The 15532-nt window shown below is 55.6% G+C and carries 16 protein-coding genes and 1 pseudogene; 12 read left to right on the top strand and 5 right to left on the bottom strand.

Annotation, left to right across the window (positions count from 1 at the left end; translation table 11 throughout):
- Positions 1-78: 78 nt before the first annotated feature.
- Positions 79-879 (top strand): annotated as a pseudogene (locus tag O1724_RS12025) (ABC transporter ATP-binding protein); the annotation flags it as partial.
- A complete protein-coding gene (locus O1724_RS12030) occupies positions 836-946 on the top strand; it encodes a hypothetical protein (RefSeq protein ID WP_349861263.1) in 111 nt (36 codons plus the stop codon). The pseudogene O1724_RS12025 and the gene O1724_RS12030, both read left to right, overlap by 44 nt.
- Here O1724_RS12030 and O1724_RS12035 read toward each other — a convergent pair.
- Entirely contained in the window at positions 900-1649 is a 750-nt protein-coding gene (locus O1724_RS12035; RefSeq protein ID WP_126296807.1) for an SDR family oxidoreductase, read from the bottom strand. The genes O1724_RS12030 and O1724_RS12035 overlap by 47 nt on opposite strands.
- A gap of 136 nt (positions 1650-1785) precedes the next feature.
- On the opposite strand from O1724_RS12035, the gene O1724_RS12040 reads away from it, so the two are divergent.
- Complete coding sequence (locus O1724_RS12040; RefSeq protein ID WP_023324676.1) at positions 1786-2691, top strand: LysR family transcriptional regulator; 906 nt, start codon at positions 1786-1788, stop codon at positions 2689-2691.
- A 23-nt stretch (positions 2692-2714) separates the two neighbouring features.
- Here the strand turns inward: O1724_RS12040 and O1724_RS12045 are convergent, their stop codons facing one another.
- Positions 2715-3143, bottom strand: coding sequence for an OsmC family protein (locus O1724_RS12045; RefSeq protein WP_126296808.1), 429 nt, complete (start codon positions 3141-3143; stop codon positions 2715-2717).
- Positions 3144-3212: 69 nt separating this feature from the next.
- Entirely contained in the window at positions 3213-4100 is an 888-nt protein-coding gene (locus O1724_RS12050) for a LysR family transcriptional regulator (protein WP_003857067.1), read from the bottom strand.
- Positions 4101-4211: 111 nt separating this feature from the next.
- On the opposite strand from O1724_RS12050, the gene O1724_RS12055 reads away from it, so the two are divergent.
- The 7 genes from O1724_RS12055 (at position 4212) to adhP (ending at position 11414) form a co-directional block, all read left to right on the top strand.
- Positions 4212-5063 (top strand): Vmh family MBL fold metallo-hydrolase, encoded by an 852-nt coding sequence (locus O1724_RS12055; protein WP_032666370.1) that lies wholly within the window; start codon positions 4212-4214, stop codon positions 5061-5063.
- 51 nt (positions 5064-5114) lie between these two features.
- Positions 5115-5636, top strand: a complete 522-nt coding sequence (locus tag O1724_RS12060) for a VOC family protein (protein WP_003857065.1) — start codon at positions 5115-5117, stop codon at positions 5634-5636.
- Positions 5637-5777: 141 nt separating this feature from the next.
- Entirely contained in the window at positions 5778-5993 is a 216-nt protein-coding gene (gene bdm, locus O1724_RS12065; RefSeq protein WP_003857061.1) for a biofilm-dependent modulation protein, read from the top strand.
- Between the two features lie 95 nt (positions 5994-6088).
- Positions 6089-6226 (top strand): stationary-phase-induced ribosome-associated protein, encoded by a 138-nt coding sequence (gene sra, locus O1724_RS12070; RefSeq protein ID WP_045896840.1) that lies wholly within the window; start codon positions 6089-6091, stop codon positions 6224-6226.
- A gap of 176 nt (positions 6227-6402) precedes the next feature.
- Entirely contained in the window at positions 6403-8100 is a 1698-nt protein-coding gene (locus O1724_RS12075; protein WP_003857058.1) for an NAD-dependent malic enzyme, read from the top strand.
- A 387-nt stretch (positions 8101-8487) separates the two neighbouring features.
- Positions 8488-10197 carry an ABC-F family ATP-binding cassette domain-containing protein gene (locus O1724_RS12080; protein ID WP_126296809.1) on the top strand — a complete coding sequence of 570 codons (1710 nt, stop codon included), beginning with the start codon at positions 8488-8490 and terminating at the stop codon, positions 10195-10197.
- 206 nt (positions 10198-10403) lie between these two features.
- Complete coding sequence (gene adhP, locus O1724_RS12085; protein WP_023314184.1) at positions 10404-11414, top strand: alcohol dehydrogenase AdhP; 1011 nt, start codon at positions 10404-10406, stop codon at positions 11412-11414.
- Positions 11415-11453: 39 nt separating this feature from the next.
- Here adhP and O1724_RS12090 read toward each other — a convergent pair whose 3' ends face one another.
- Entirely contained in the window at positions 11454-11963 is a 510-nt protein-coding gene (locus O1724_RS12090) for an RrF2 family transcriptional regulator (protein WP_015570482.1), read from the bottom strand.
- Between the two features lie 130 nt (positions 11964-12093).
- Here O1724_RS12090 and O1724_RS12095 point away from each other — a divergent pair, with 130 nt between their 5' ends.
- Positions 12094-13296, top strand: a complete 1203-nt coding sequence (locus O1724_RS12095) for an NAD(P)/FAD-dependent oxidoreductase (protein ID WP_126296810.1) — start codon at positions 12094-12096, stop codon at positions 13294-13296.
- A 39-nt stretch (positions 13297-13335) separates the two neighbouring features.
- On the opposite strand, the gene araJ is transcribed toward O1724_RS12095, so the two are convergent.
- A complete protein-coding gene (gene araJ / locus O1724_RS12100) occupies positions 13336-14511 on the bottom strand; it encodes an MFS transporter AraJ (protein WP_003857053.1) in 1176 nt (391 codons plus the stop codon).
- A 161-nt stretch (positions 14512-14672) separates the two neighbouring features.
- Between araJ and ppk2 the strand changes: the two genes are divergently transcribed.
- A complete protein-coding gene (ppk2, locus tag O1724_RS12105) occupies positions 14673-15491 on the top strand; it encodes a polyphosphate kinase 2 (RefSeq protein WP_023314186.1) in 819 nt (272 codons plus the stop codon).
- Positions 15492-15532: the final 41 nt, after the last annotated feature.

The raw sequence follows: 15532 nt of genomic DNA on the forward strand, positions 1-15532 counted from the left end.
GATAGCGTGCATGTGAATTTTCCTGCGCGCAAAAACTGGCTGGGGCGCGTGACGGAGCAGGTACACGCCCTCAACGGCATGGATCTCCGGATCCATCGCGGCGAAACGCTGGGCGTTGTGGGGGAATCCGGCTGTGGAAAGAGCACGCTGGCGCAACTGCTGATGGGCATGCTCAAACCGAGTACAGGTGCCTGTCAGCGCGCAAATGCGGCAGGCGGTATGCAGATGGTATTTCAGGACCCGCTCTCGTCCCTCGATCCGCGTTTACCCGTCTGGCGCATCATCACCGAGCCGGTGTGGATACAGCAACGCCGCAGCGAACGGGAGCGTCGTCAGCTGGCTGAGACGCTGGCGCAGCAGGTGGGCATTCGAGCAGAATATCTTGACCGCCTGCCGCATGCGTTTTCGGGCGGACAGCGCCAGCGCATCGCTATCGCCCGGGCGCTCTCTTCAGATCCTGACATCATCGTGCTGGATGAACCCACCAGCGCGCTGGATATTTCTGTCCAGGCGCAGATCCTCAATTTGCTGGTTGCCCTGCAACAGCAGCGAAATCTGACCTACGTACTGATCTCGCACAACGTCTCGGTGGTCCGGCACATGAGCGACCGGGTGGCAGTGATGTATCTGGGGCAGATCGTGGAGCTGGGTCCGGCGGACCAGGTGCTGAGTCAGCCGCGGCATCCGTATACGCAGCTGCTGCTTGACTCCGTTCCCCGTACCGGAGAACCGCTGGACGAAGATCTGGCATTACGCAAAACCGATCTTCCCGGTAATCGCCACCTGCCCGTTGGCTGCTACTTCCGCGACCGCTGCCCGCTGGCGATGCAGGGATGTGAACGGCCGCAGCCGCTTCAGCCCGCAGCCGAAGGCCGAAGCGTACGCTGCTGGCGTAACCGCTAGATTTGCGCCATCCCGCCATCGACAAACAGCTCCGTGGCGTTAATAAAGCTGGCGGCATCGGACGCCAGAAACGCCACGGCTTTCCCGACTTCGCCCGGCGCGCCCAGGCGACCCAGCGGTACCTGGGCCGCCAGCGCAACGTATAATCCCTGACGCTGTTCTTCGGGAACCAGATCGCCAAGACCGGGCGTTTTCACGGGGCCAGGGCTGACGACGTTGACGCGTATCCCGCGGCCCTGTAAGTCCAGCGCCCAGGAGCGGGCAAAGTTACGCACGGCGGCTTTACTGGCGCTGTAGACGCTAAAATTCGCCGTCCCCTTAATCGAAACCGTCGATCCGGTGAGGATAATGGATGAACCAGATGAGAGCAGCGGCAGCGCTTTCTGGACGGTGAACAGCACGCCGCGCACGTTGGTGGCAAAAATCCGGTCAAACTGCTCTTCGGTGATAGCGCCCAGCGGCAGCATGTCGCCGCCCCCGGCGTTGGCGAACAGAATATCGAGTCGTCCTTCTTCTTTAGCAATCTGCGCGTAAACCGCATCCAGATCGGCCATTCTGGAGACGTCCGCGCGGATAGCTACCGCCGCGGCGCCAATGTCTGCCCGGGCAGCATCCAGTTCGGCCTGACGACGTCCGGTGATATAGACCTTCGCTCCCTGCGCCGCCAGCTCCTGTGCCGTTGCGAGACCAATACCGGTGCTGCCACCGGTCACCAGAGCGATTTTTCCTGCAAGCGTTGTATTCATACTCATAACCTTTGTTGTGATGTAAAAGAGGAGCGTTTGCCCGCGTCAGGCAGACTTTAGACCTTGCGGGATTAGCGATAAACGGGCAAAAATGAAAATGAATTTTCACAGCAGGAAATAATCAGAGGAGATCTATGTGGATCAGCTAATGGCAATGCGTGCCTTTACGCGGGTGGTTGAATCCGGAAGCTTTACCCGAGCGGCAGACTCCCTGAACATGCCGATAGCCACGCTGAGCAAGCTGGTAAAATCACTTGAAGCGCACCTGGAAACACGGCTGCTGCATCGCACGACGCGCCGGGTGGTCACGACGGCAGAAGGCATGGAATACTACGAGAAAGCGCTACGGGTATTAATTGATATAGAGGACATTGATACCGCCTTTCGCGCATCGTGCTGCACGCCCAAAGGCCATTTGCGTATTGACGTGGGGGGCTCAACCGCCCGGGACGTGCTGATCCCCCTGCTGCCGGATTTTTTTCAGCGCTACCCGGATCTGCGCATTAACCTGGGGGTAGCCGATCGTCCGGTAGATTTAATCAGCGGAAACGTGGACTGCGTGATCCGCGGCGGCCCGCTGGATGACTCTTCGCTTATCGCGCGGCATATCGGTGATGCCGGGATGATCGCCTGCGCGGCGCCGGGCTATCTTAAAGCTCACGGCATCCCTGCCTATCCGCAGGAGCTGCGCAACGGCCATAAGCTGATTAGCTACCTTTCCCCGGTTACCGGACGCGCATTTCCGTTCCGCTTCCTTGACCGGGGTGAGCCCCTGGAGATCAGCGTTCCGCACCACCTTGGGGTCAATGAAAGCAACGCACATCTGGCCGCGGCGCTGGCGGGTTTAGGGATTATTCAGACGTTTGGCTATGCTGCGAGAGCGCATCTGGAAACGGGCGCGCTGGTAGAGATCCTGAGCGACTGGCGTCCTAAGGCGTATCCTTTTCACGTGGTCTATCCCCAGAGTCGGCATTTAACGCATCGCCTGAGAGTGTTTATTGCGTGGCTTGCCGAGGTTTTCCCTGCGGCAGTGAAAGGTTAGCCGGGCATTTGCCCGGCCTGATATCAGTTCAGTTTGTAATCCAGCGTGATTTCGGCTTTCAACAGCTGCGATACCGGACAACCCGCCTTCGCTTTCTGAATAATGCCGTCGAACTGCTGCGGATCGATACCCGGTACCGTCACCTTGCTTTGTAGCGCCACTTTGCTGATGGCAAAACCGCTGTCGGTTTTATCCAGCAAGACATCCGCCGTGGTATCGATGGAATCGGCAGTATAACCCGCTTCGCCCAGCATTAGAGACAGGGCCATAGAGAAACAGGCCGCGTGCGCTGCGCCAATCAGCTCTTCCGGGTTAGTCCCTTTTTCGCCCTCGAAGCGGGTGTTAAAGCCGTAAGGTTGCTGGTTAAGGACGCCACTCTCTGTTGAGACCGTCCCTTTGCCGCGTTTGATGTCGCCAGACCAGTGTGCTGAACCGTGCTTATGAATCGTCATTCTTGCTCTCCTTTTGGCTTACAAAGGGATAAGTATAGGACGCATAATCCATTTTGCAGGGAAGACAGACTAGTCCGAGCGCGTGGCAAGGTGGTTTGCAAGTGCATCCAGGAACACACGCTGCGCCGCAGGCTGATAGTCTCGCGACTGATAAATACCAAAAATACCGATCGGTTTTGGCGTAAAGGCGCCGAGCACCGGCACCAGGCTGCCCTGCCGTAGCGCCGCGTCGGCCTCGCGCTCGGGCAGCATGGCAATACCACAGTGGTTTATCGCCGCCTCCATCAGCAATGACGAGATACTGGCGCTGAGATTGCCGCTGACCGCCGTCGTGACCGACTCCCCTTCTGGCGTCAAAAAACGCCACGACTGACCGGCAAAAAAGCTGTAATGCAGGCAGTTGTGCCGGGATAAATCCTCCAGCTGCACTGGAACGCCCCGACTGGCAAGGTAGTGCGGCGAGGCGCAAAGTACGGACCGACACTCTCCCAGTCGGCGGGCGATCATGCCCGGTTCAGGGTTATCGGTGATGCGGATCGCCACGTCAATTCGCTCGCCCACCAGACTTACCGGATGATTGTTAACATCCAGCTCAATGCGCAGCTGAGGGTAACGCTGCAACAGATCGGGCAGCACCGGAACGATAATATGCATCGCCGTAAAGTGCGCGCAGGCGACACGAAGCGTGCCTGAGGGTAAATCCTTCACTGACTGATCTTCAATTTCCTGAGAAATTTGCGAGAGCGTGCGGGTCTTTTGCAGGACCTTCTCCCCCGCAGCCGTCAGCGTCAGCTTGCGGGTGGAGCGGTTCACCAGCCGCGCCCCGGCCCACTTCTCCATCTGCTCCAGATAACGGCTCACCATCGGACGGGAGATCCCCAGCGCCCGCGCCGCCGCGCTTAAACTCCCCAGCTCACAGATGCGGTTGTACACCTGGGCGGCAATAACGCGATCCATTTTGACCTCCATTTGCTCGATTTATGAAACTAAGCATCTCCTGTTTCAGGAATTCTGGCAAATGAAGAGATCCGTACAATAGAGACTTTCCTGAAGAACAGAGACATGACCATGACTATCGCCCGCCTTGCTTTGCTGACAACCCTTTTCACTCCGGCCGTCTTTGCCGCGCCGTTGACCGTTGATACGTACAACCCGCAGGAAAAAGGCATTTTTGCCGTCTCATCCACCCTGGTATCTGGGCCGAAAGAGGCAGTGCTGTTTGACGCGCAGTTCAGCGTGAAGGATGGCGAAGCGCTGGTAGAAAAAATTCGCCACAGCGGTAAAACGCTGAACAAAATCGTGATCACCTCCGGCGATCCGGATTTCTATTTCGGCCTGCAACCGCTGGTGAAAGCCTTCCCTAATGCCAAAGTTGTCGCCACGCAACAGGTGGTGGACCATATCAGGGCCACAAAAGACGCGAAGCTCGCCTTCTGGGGGCCACAGATGAAAGACGGCGCGCCGTCACAGCTCTACGTGCCGCAAGTGCTTGCCTCAACCACCTTTATGATTGATGGTGAAAGAGTGAATATTGAAGAGCCTGAGAGCTATGCGGCGTACGTCTGGATCCCATCCGCAAAAACCATCCTCGGCGGCACGGGCGTCTCGTGGGGTATTCACGTCTGGACGGCGGATACCCAAACGCCGGAAAGCCGCAAACAGTGGCAGCAGACGCTGGATAGCATGGCAGCCCTTAAGCCCGAACACGTTATTCCGGGCCACTACCTTGGGACACCGCCAGCGGGTACCGGCGCTATCGACTTTACCCGTCGCTATCTACATCAGTTTGAACAGGCCCTCATGACACATAAAGCGTCAACCGGCGTCATTAGCACGATGAAAAAACAGTGGCCGAATCTGGCGGAAGCCAGTTCGCTGGAATTGAGTGCCAAAGTGAATACCGGCGAAATGAAGTGGTAATATCCTGATTATCTCCTGCTATATTTAAATTTTTTATAGCAGGAGTTTACTATGCCATCGTCAGTAAGGGGCATCGACCATATCGGTATTACGGTGCCCGACATTGAAAAAGCCACCCTATTTTTTGAACGCGCTTTCGGCGCACAGGTTTTATATCATTCTGTCGATGCGGAAACCGATAATATTGATCAGGCCGCCCAACAGCACACCTTAAAATTATTTCCCGGCACAAAAATTCACGCCATTCGCATGCTTGTTATGCCCCATGGACCCGGCATTGAACTTTTCGAAATGCATGGCCCTGAACAGGGAATGCCCGCCCGCGCCAGCGACTTTGGCCTCCAGCATTTTGCTGTTTATGTTGATGATTTTGATAAGGCGATAGCCGCTTTCACCGCTGCCGGCGGGGAGATGTTTACCGCGCCAAAGCCGCTCACGTTTCCGGATGAGCAAGGTGAAGGGAATGCTTTCTGCTATGGACAGACCCCCTGGGGCAGCATTGTGGAATTGATCTCCTGGCCGACGCCCATGCCTTATGAAAAAACGACAAATTTACGCCGCTGGAAACCCTGAATTTTATTTGTGTGCCAGGAGAGATGATATTTTTATTTCCAGGACGAATCTGAACCACAACGGCGAAAATATTTGCCAATCTGAATGTGAATTACGATTTTGCACGCCGTAACATTAAACAGACAACGACACGGAGGCAGCATGTTTACTTATTACCCGGCACATACCACAGCAGCACAACCCGAACTCGTTAACGCGATTGCGCAGGGTCTTCAGGCAGAGCACGGCGTTGTTACCGAAGATGACATTTTGATGGAACTGACCAAGTGGGTGGAAGCCACAGACAATGACATCCTCAGTGACATCTACCAGCAAACCATCAACTATGTGGTCAGCGGGCAAAATGCACCTTTGTAAAAACCTGCTAAGCTGGATCTGCAACCTAAGGGGTTACATTTCGTTTGCGTGAGCAAACTTGTCCTTAAAACTATCAACGGGATTGAGGAGTTAAAATGAAATCGAACCGTCAGGCACGCCACATTCTGGGACTGAACTACAAGCTCTCTAACAAGCGTAAAGTGGTTATTGAGGAGGGTAACGAAACGCAGGTTACCCACGCTACCGGCAGAAAACGCCCTTCCGGCAAGTAAGTTCCGGCACGATATTCACAACACCATCGGTAATCCCGATGGTGTTTTTGTTTATGTGTTGCGGTAATTAATATTCAGCTCCTTTATAATATCAACCGACCGCACCCCGTAGCACAGGCCAGAAAGATGACAAACAGCAGTGTCAGGGACGGATCTTCTTAAAAAGAGTGAGTGACATGGACAACAAACTGAAAAAACATCGTTCCCTTTATATTCCTTACGCCGGTCCGGTTTTACTGGAGTTTCCCCTTCTGAACAAAGGCAGCGCCTTTAGCATGGAAGAGCGCAGCAGCTTTAACCTGCTGGGCCTGCTGCCTGAAGTGGTTGAAACCATTGAAGAACAGGCGGAACGCGCCTGGATCCAGTATCAGGGTTTTAAAACCGAAATCGATAAGCACATCTACCTGCGTAATATCCAGGACACCAACGAAACCCTCTTCTACCGCCTGGTGCAGAACCATCTCGAAGAGATGATGCCCGTCATTTACACCCCAACCGTCGGCGCGGCATGTGAACGCTTCTCGGAGATCTACCGTCGTTCCCGCGGCGTGTTCATCTCTTATCAGAACCGTCACAACATGGATGACATTCTGCAAAACGTGCCGAACCACAACATCAAGGTGATCGTGGTAACCGATGGCGAACGTATTCTGGGCCTTGGCGACCAGGGCATTGGCGGGATGGGTATTCCCATCGGTAAGCTCTCGCTGTATACCGCCTGCGGCGGGATCAGCCCGGCCTACACCCTGCCGGTGGTCCTGGACGTGGGGACCAACAACCAGCAACTGCTGAACGATCCGCTGTACATGGGCTGGCGTCACCCGCGCATTACCGACGACGAGTACTATCAGTTTGTGGATGATTTCATCCAGGCCGTGAAGCACCGCTGGCCGGACGTGCTGTTGCAGTTCGAAGACTTCGCACAGAAAAACGCCATGCCGCTGCTGAACCGCTACCGCGATGAGATCTGCTCGTTCAACGATGACATTCAGGGCACTGCGGCAGTGACCGTCGGTACGCTGATTGCTGCGAGCCGTGCGGCAGGCAGCCAGCTTAGCTATCAGAAAATTGTCTTCCTGGGTGCAGGCTCCGCGGGCTGCGGCATCGCCGAGCAAATTATTGCCCAGACCCAGCGCGAAGGCTTAAGCGAAGAGCTCGCCCGCTCCCGCGTCTTTATGGTGGACCGTTTTGGCCTGCTGACCGACGGTATGCCAAACCTGCTCCCGTTCCAGACCAAACTGGTGCAGAAGCGCGAGAACTTGAAAAACTGGGATACGGATAACGAAGTGCTCTCGCTTCTTGACGTGGTGCGCAACGTGAAGCCGGATATTCTGATCGGCGTATCCGGGCAGACCGGCCTCTTCACGGAGGAGATCATTCGCGAGATGCATAAGCACTGCGAACGCCCTATCGTGATGCCGCTATCGAACCCGACCTCACGCGTGGAGGCGACGCCGCAGGATATCATCGCCTGGACCGAAGGCAATGCGCTGGTCGCGACCGGCAGTCCGTTCGATCCGGTGGTGTGGAAGGACAAGCTCTACCCCATTGCGCAGTGCAATAACTCCTATATCTTCCCGGGTATTGGTCTGGGAGTGATCGCTTCCGGCGCGTCCCGCATCACCGACGAAATGCTGATGTCCGCGAGCGAAACGCTGGCAGGTCACTCACCACTGGTGAATAACGGTGAAGGCCTGGTACTGCCGGAGCTGAAAGACATTCATAAAGTGTCCCGCGCAATTGCCTTCGCGGTAGGCAAAATGGCGCAGCAGCAAGGCGTCGCGGTGAAAACCTCTGCCGATGCGTTGCAGCAAGCGATTGATGATAATTTCTGGATGCCGGAATACCGTAGCTATCGTCGTACTTCGATTTAAGCATTACCCCTCACCCAGCCCTCTCCCCAAAGGGGAGAGGGTGAAAACCGCACCGGACAGTCCCCTCGCCCCTTTGGGGAGAGGGTTAGGGTGAGGGGAATATACGGCACTTCCCACTAGCCAAACCCATTTTCCCCCGCTACACTCCCTTCATCCATTAACCTACTGAATATATAAGGAGGCCAATTATGCTGTACTGTGAAATTTTCAATGTTTCACATACATTTGGTGATCGCACCAGCTCAAGCGTTATCGGTATCGTGCTGCGATAACTTCCGCTTGAGCGAAGACACTAACCCCTGAAATCCCTTCTCTCGGGCTTACTGAGTTATCGTCAGCGATGTTTGACGAGGCATAAACATGCCTGTAACTCCTGGGTAAGCAACAATGAGCACTCTACTCACTGCACATTCTTTACGTGTTGATACCGCGTTTGGCACGCTCTTCGACTCTCTCTCCTTTACGTTGAAAAAAGGCGACCGCATTGGCCTGCTGGGTGATAACGGCTGCGGAAAAAGTACGCTGCTGAAAATCCTCGACGGGACGCAGTCCCCTGCTGCCGGAACCGTTTCACTGGCGGGACATTGCCTGCTGGCGCGCGTGGAACAACATCTGCCGGAGACCCTTTATCCCCTGACCATGCTGGATGCTGTGCTGGCGCAGCTGCCGACCGGTGAGCGCGACAGTCTTCGCTGGAAGGCCGAGACGCTGCTGGCCGGAATGGGCTTTACGACGCAGGAAACGGCGCTGCAATCCGCCACGCTGAGCGGCGGTCAGCATACGCGGTTGCTGCTGGCGCGGGCGTTGATAAGCGATCCGGATCTGCTGCTTCTGGACGAACCGAGCAACCACCTCGACCTGCCGACCCTGCTGTGGCTGGAGCAGTTTTTACAGAGCTGGTCCGGCAGCTTTGTGCTGGTTTCACACGACAGGCAACTGCTGGACGCGGTAACCAACGGCAGCTGGATCCTGCGCGATAAAACACTGCACTACTTCGCCCTTCCCTGCACTGCCGCCCGTCAGGCGCTGGAGGCGAAAGACGAAAGCGATGCGCTGCGGCATAAGGCAGAGCAAAAAGAGATCGACCGCGTCACGGCCAGCGCCAAACGCCTCGCGACCTGGGGCAAGGTCTACGACAACGAAGATCTCTCCCGTAAGGCTAAGCAGATGGAAAAACAGGTCGAACGGCTTAAAGAAAACCAGACGGAACTGACGGCGGGAAGCCCGTGGACCTTAACCCTGCGCGGGGACGCGCTTCGGGCCGACCGCCTGCTGGAAATAACCGACCTCGGCGTCCCCCCGGCGCCGGGTCTGCCAGACCTGTTTACCCTCGTCAGCGCGCGGCTGAAGAGCGGCGATCGCGTGGCAATTGTGGGTCGTAACGGCTGCGGAAAATCGTCGCTGCTGAAGCTTATCTGGCGACATTTTCGCGACGAGATCGCGGACGAGCGGCTTAAGCGTCATCCGCGCGTCTCACCCGGCTACTACGATCAGACGCTGCATCAGTTGCCAGACGATACGGCGCTGCTGGATGCGCTTGAACCTTTCGCGCCAGATCCGCAAACCCGTAAAATGGCACTCATCAGTGCCGGCTTCCCGTGGGCGCGGCACGGGCAAAAAGTCAGTACGCTGAGCGGCGGGGAACGTTCGCGCCTGCTGTTCGTCGGCCTGACCCTTGCCCGTTATAGCCTGCTGATGCTGGATGAACCGACCAACCACCTGGATATGGAGGGCAAAGAGGCGCTGGCGGAAACGCTGCAACAGTTTGAAGGCGGAGTGCTGCTGGTGAGCCACGATCGTCAGTTAATTAGCCAGTGCTGTAACCGCTTCTGGCTGATTGAGGACGGCAGGCTGAGCGAATGGCACGATGCGGAGGCGGTCTTTGAGCGCCTGCGTGAGGACACCGGTCCGGTTGTACCTGATGCATCGAACGCCGCATTGAAGGCACCCTCTTCAGCGTCAGACGATCTGCTCGAACGCCTTGTCGCCCTGGAAACGTTGCTGGAAGAAGATTTGGCGCGTAAGCCCAAACATCAAAAACCGCAGTTGCAGGCGCAATGGCGAAAAGAGATTGAGGAGATAGAAGCCCAACTGTAAGCCTGTACCCGGCGGTCATTACGCCGGGTCTTTTTTACGTCAGTGTTTTTCCCTACTGATTATTAGAGGATCGCCGTATTCTTAATCTGAAACTGAGCTAAATGATGACATTATGTTGCGGTTGCCTTGCATTACAGCGTCAAAGTATTAATCCTTAATGGGTATTACACCTGCTATGCAGATACTCATCATGAAAGGAGAAACACATGAAGGCTGCTGTTGTCACTCAGGATCATCAGGTTAATGTTACAGAGAAAACCTTACGCGCGCTTAAACATGGTGAAGCGCTGCTGAAGATGGAGTGCTGTGGCGTGTGCCATACCGATCTCCATGTTAAGAATGGTGATTTTGGCGACAAAACCGGGGTGATCCTCGGCCACGAAGGGATTGGTATCGTCAAAGAGATTGGTCCTGGCGTCACGTCGCTAAAAGTAGGCGACCGTGCAAGCGTGGCGTGGTTCTTTGAAGGCTGTGGCCACTGTGAATATTGTAATACCGGCAACGAAACGCTGTGCCGTGACGTGAAAAACGCGGGTTACTCCGTTGACGGCGGCATGGCGGAAGAGTGCATCGTAACCGCGGATTACGCGGTTAAAGTCCCGGACGGGCTGGACTCCGCGGCGGCCAGCAGCATCACCTGCGCCGGGGTCACCACCTACAAAGCGGTAAAAGTCTCTGACATCAAACCCGGCCAGTGGATTGCGATCTATGGCCTGGGCGGTCTGGGCAACCTCGCGCTGCAATACGCCAAAAATGTCTTCAATGCGAAGGTTATCGCCATTGACGTGAATGACGAGCAGCTGAAGCTCGCTGCCAGCATGGGCGCAGACTTAACCGTGAACTCTCGCAGTGAAGATGCGGCAAAAGTGATTCAGGAGAAAACCGGCGGTGCGCATGCGGCGGTGGTGACGGCAGTAGCGAAAGCGGCCTTCAACTCTGCCGTTGACGCAGTTCGCGCCGGAGGCCGCGTGGTGGCTGTTGGCCTGCCGCCGGAAGCGATGAGCCTGGATATTCCACGTCTGGTCCTGGATGGGATTCAGGTGGTGGGCTCTCTGGTGGGTACCCGTCAGGATCTGCTCGAAGCCTTCCAGTTTGCGGCTGAAGGTAAGGTGGTTCCGAAAGTCACGATGCGCCCATTGGAAGATATCAACGCCATCTTTAAAGAGATGGAACAGGGCCAGATCCGTGGCCGTATGGTGATTGATTTACGTTCTTAACCGCGGCGGCCGGGTAGCGGCTTTGCCCTGCCCGGCTTTTCACGTGGACGAACGGCGATCGGAAATCCACTCCTGAACCTCGATCTGGAACGTGTCAGGCGCTTTTCGATACATCTTCCGCGCCAGATCCAGGATGGTATGGCGCCCTAACTCCTCTTCCATCCGCTGCTGCGCGCTGTCCATAACCGAGCGCACCCCACACGGGCCGTCACAGACCCAGGCAGGTGGCGTTTCATCAAACACCGCCAGGCGCTGACGCACTTCCCGACACTCAAACATATTCTTCTCGCCGTCGATGGCATGCGCCACGTCCAGCACGCTGATCAGCTCTGCCGGACGCGCCAGCCGGAAGCCTCCCCCTTTACCCTCGGTGCTGATGACCAGCCCCGCGCGTGATAAACGGGTGAAGATTTTTCCAAGATAGTCGTACGGCACGCCCTGCAAGGCCGCCATCTCCCGGACGCTCATCTCACGTTCATTGCCTTTTGCATCCACCATACACATCAGGCTATGAATGCCATATTCCACACCAGAACTGTAAAACGCCATGGCTCACTCCGGGTCATTGTTCGCTGCATTATAACGTTTTTGAACTCAGAAAGAAGTTGTCGCAGTTAACTCCGACAAGTATAGTGGCAGTTATGTCAGACATACAGCCTGACGCACTAAAGGATCGAGTATGAAAAAGCAGATTTTAATTGTGGGTAGTGGATTTTCCGGTATGTGGGCTGCGGTCAGCGCCGCGCGCCTTTCTGCTCTGGCGGGTAACAATAGCCTCAGCATTGCCGTGCTGGCCCCTGTTGCGGAGCTACGCGTTCGCCCACGCTTTTATGAAGAGAACGTGTCGACGATGGTCGCGCCGCTGACCGAACTGTTTGCTGAGCTGGGCATTACCTTTATTGCGGGCGAAGCACAACGTATTGATACCTCGTCTAAAACCGTTTTATATCGCGATTCAAACGGCGCGATTGCTGACGTCGCCTGGGAACGTCTGATCCTCGCAACCGGTAGCCAGACTAAACGTCCTCCTGTTGCCGGTCTGGCTGAATACGCCTTTGATATCGACCAACTCGACTCCGCCAGGTTATTCGAGCAACATCTTGATTCGCTGGTTTCGCGCCCCTCCACCCCGGAGCGTAATACCGTGGTCGTGTGTGGCGGCGGCTTTACCGGCATCGAGCTGGCAACGGAACTCCCTGGCCGACTCCGCACTCGCTTCGGCGCCAATACAAAGACTAAAACAATCGTAGTTGAAAGGGGGGCAACCATTGGCGGGCGTTACAGCGAGGCGCTGAGAAACACCATTGAAGAAGCAAGCAGCGCGCTGGGCGTTGAATGGCGTTTAAACAGTGAAGTTGAAGCCATCAATGCCAGCGGCGTAACGCTGAAAAACGGAGAACGCATTGCCAGCGCCACTGTAGTGTGGACGGCAGGGGTAGAAGCTAACCCCCTCAGCCTGCAAATTGACGGGGAACGCGACACTCAGGGACGCCTTATCGTCACCGACACATTGCAGGTTCCTGCGCATCCGGAGGTTTACGCGACGGGTGATATGGCGCATGCCAAAACGGACGATGTGGGCAACACGGCGCTGATGACCTGCCAGCACGCGATCCAGTTGGGGAAATTCGCCGGACACAACGCAGCGGCCAGCCTGTTAAATGTGGAGCCGTACCCTTACCGTCAGGTGAACTACGTTACCTGTCTGGATTTGGGTAGCTGGGGCGCGGTATACACCGAGGGTTGGGACCAGCGCATTAAATCCGTGCGCGAGGAAGGCAAAAAGATCAAAGTTGCCATCACCAACGAACTGATTTACCCGCCAGCAGCAGACAAAGCGGTTGCTTTTGCCGCCGCTGACCCGCTGGCGAAATTCGTGTAGTCCACTCCAGCACCCGCGACCAGCGGGCAACATGTGGAATCAGGCCAGCGCTCCTGCGTTGGCCTGACGCTTTTTGGCACATAAATAACCATACATCAACAGAGAGGTCATCGCCGAGAAGGATAAGATCGCTGCCGGCAGCGTGACATAACTCCAGCTAAAGCCGAGCGTAATCATCATTCCACCGAAATACGCGCCAATTGCGCTGCCGAGGTTAAACGCCATTTGTCCGCCTGCGGCCCCCAGCATCTCGCCGCCTTTCGCATTTTGCAGCAGCAGAATTTGCAGCGGCGCAGAGAGCGCAAACAGCCCGGCGCAGCACACGAATCCCATTACCAGTGAAGCTGTTTTAAGCTCGCCAAAGGCGAACAACGCCAGCAGCGAAGCCACAATCACCAGGTCGGTGGTGGCAGCAATGCGCAGCGGGCTAAAGCGCGACGACAGCTTGCCGCTGAAGACATTTCCCAGCACCATTCCCAGCCCCATCAGCATCATGATCGCAGTCATCACGCCCTCGGAAAAGCCTGACACGTTGACCATAAACGGCTTCACGAAGCTAAACCAGGCAAACACCCCGGCATTGCCAAACATCGTAGCGGCAAAAATCAACCACGGTTCCGGTTTCTTCAGGAAATGGAATTGTTCTGTCAGCCGGGTGGTTGTCGTGTCGTGAATGTCTGGCACCCACAGCAGAACAGACAGGATCACCAGCGCGTCAAAGACCGCAATCAAAAAGAAGGTGTAACGCCAGTTAAATTCATGTCCCAGCCACGTCCCGAGTGGCACGCCAAGCAGGTTGGCAACGGTCATCCCGGCAATCATCCCGGCCACAGCGACCGTCACTTTACCCGGCGGTGCGATTTTTGACAGGATTATCGCCCCCACGCCGAAAATCGCGCCATGCGGAAAACCAGAGATTAAGCGCCCCGCCGCCAGCCCCACGTAGGAGTCAGAGAAGGTAAAGAGTGTGTTACCAACGACGCACATCGCCACCAGAAACAGCAGCGTTGTTTTCAGCGAAAATTTGCTGGAGAACAGCGCCACAATCGGCGCGCCGATCACCACGCCAAAAGCGTAAAACGAAATCATATTTCCGGCAGAGGGAATCGAAATGCCCGTATCATGGGCCAGTTCTGTCAGCACGCCCATGATGCCAAATTCAGCCATCCCCAGGCCAAAGGTAGCCAGTGCTAACGAAAAAATTGTCTTTTTCATACCGCGACCACTGTTAAAAAATACGCAGCGTGCATTATTGATTAAACTTGTATGGTGAACCAGTTCAAATCAGCTTTCTGACACATTAATCCATTCATTCAGGCCGATTACACGCTTAGTACGGCCTCGATCCCGCGACCGGACCCATAGGGAGACCCGCCATGGTCAGTAAGAAGAAAACCCGTGTTGTTGATGATGTCGTTAAAAACGCGCCGCTCAAAACCAAAACGTACGAGCAAGAGCTGCGCCGCCTCCATGTTGAACTGGTTAAGCTCCAGCAATGGGTGGTCGCCAAAGGGTTAAAAGTCTGTATTGTTTTTGAAGGGCGAGACGGCGCCGGTAAAGGCGGCGTCATCAAAGCCATCACCGAACGCGTCAGCCCCCGGGTGTTTCGCGTTGTTGCGTTACCGGCCCCCACCGATAAAGAGAAAAGTCAGCTCTATTTTCAGCGTTACGTTCCTCATCTGCCCTCTGCCGGGGAAATCGTTATTTTTGACCGCAGCTGGTACAACCGCGCGGGGGTGGAAAAAGTAATGGGTTTCTGTACTGAAGAGCAGACCGAAAAATTTCTTGATGGAACGCCAGTAATGGAAAAAGCGATGGTCGATGCCGGGATCATATTGTTGAAATACTGGCTTGAAGTAACGCCAAAAGAGCAGGAACGCCGCCTGCGCGATCGCATTAATGATGGTCGCAAGATCTGGAAGCTTTCTCCAATGGACATAAAATCTTTTAATCTGTGGGATGAATATACCCTCGCCCGTGACGCGATGTTTAAAGCGACCGACACCGCCTGGGCGCCGTGGTTTGTGGCGCGCTCAGAAGATAAAAAACGGGTGCGGCTGAATATTATTTCGCATCTGCTTTCACAGATCCCCTATAAAGAAATTCACGTAGACAAAGTGGATTTACCGAAACGCAAGATCGGCAAAGTGAAGCCTACAAAATATCCCTTCCGGTATATTGCAGAGCGATTTTGATACGGGGAAGCAGGCCAGCACAAGCGCAGCGCCGCCGGACA

The sequence above is a fragment of the Enterobacter cloacae complex sp. HYC074_NIDB genome, from assembly GCF_056673345.1.

What these genes read in the sequence shown, in the direction of transcription:
- O1724_RS12035 (WP_126296807.1), bottom strand. Translation starts at nt 1,649, where the DNA reads ATGAATACAACGCTTGCAGGAAAAATCGCTCTGGTGACCGGTGGCAGC.
- O1724_RS12045 (WP_126296808.1), bottom strand. Translation starts at nt 3,143, where the DNA reads ATGACGATTCATAAGCACGGTTCAGCACACTGGTCTGGCGACATCAAA.
- O1724_RS12050 (WP_003857067.1), bottom strand. Translation starts at nt 4,100, where the DNA reads ATGGATCGCGTTATTGCCGCCCAGGTGTACAACCGCATCTGTGAGCTG.
- O1724_RS12055 (WP_032666370.1), top strand. Translation starts at nt 4,212, where the DNA reads ATGACTATCGCCCGCCTTGCTTTGCTGACAACCCTTTTCACTCCGGCC.
- O1724_RS12060 (WP_003857065.1), top strand. Translation starts at nt 5,115, where the DNA reads ATGCCATCGTCAGTAAGGGGCATCGACCATATCGGTATTACGGTGCCC.
- bdm (WP_003857061.1), top strand. Translation starts at nt 5,778, where the DNA reads ATGTTTACTTATTACCCGGCACATACCACAGCAGCACAACCCGAACTC.
- sra (WP_045896840.1), top strand. Translation starts at nt 6,089, where the DNA reads ATGAAATCGAACCGTCAGGCACGCCACATTCTGGGACTGAACTACAAG.
- O1724_RS12075 (WP_003857058.1), top strand. Translation starts at nt 6,403, where the DNA reads ATGGACAACAAACTGAAAAAACATCGTTCCCTTTATATTCCTTACGCC.
- O1724_RS12080 (WP_126296809.1), top strand. Translation starts at nt 8,488, where the DNA reads ATGAGCACTCTACTCACTGCACATTCTTTACGTGTTGATACCGCGTTT.
- adhP (WP_023314184.1), top strand. Translation starts at nt 10,404, where the DNA reads ATGAAGGCTGCTGTTGTCACTCAGGATCATCAGGTTAATGTTACAGAG.
- O1724_RS12090 (WP_015570482.1), bottom strand. Translation starts at nt 11,963, where the DNA reads ATGGCGTTTTACAGTTCTGGTGTGGAATATGGCATTCATAGCCTGATG.
- O1724_RS12095 (WP_126296810.1), top strand. Translation starts at nt 12,094, where the DNA reads ATGAAAAAGCAGATTTTAATTGTGGGTAGTGGATTTTCCGGTATGTGG.
- araJ (WP_003857053.1), bottom strand. Translation starts at nt 14,511, where the DNA reads ATGAAAAAGACAATTTTTTCGTTAGCACTGGCTACCTTTGGCCTGGGG.
- ppk2 (WP_023314186.1), top strand. Translation starts at nt 14,673, where the DNA reads ATGGTCAGTAAGAAGAAAACCCGTGTTGTTGATGATGTCGTTAAAAAC.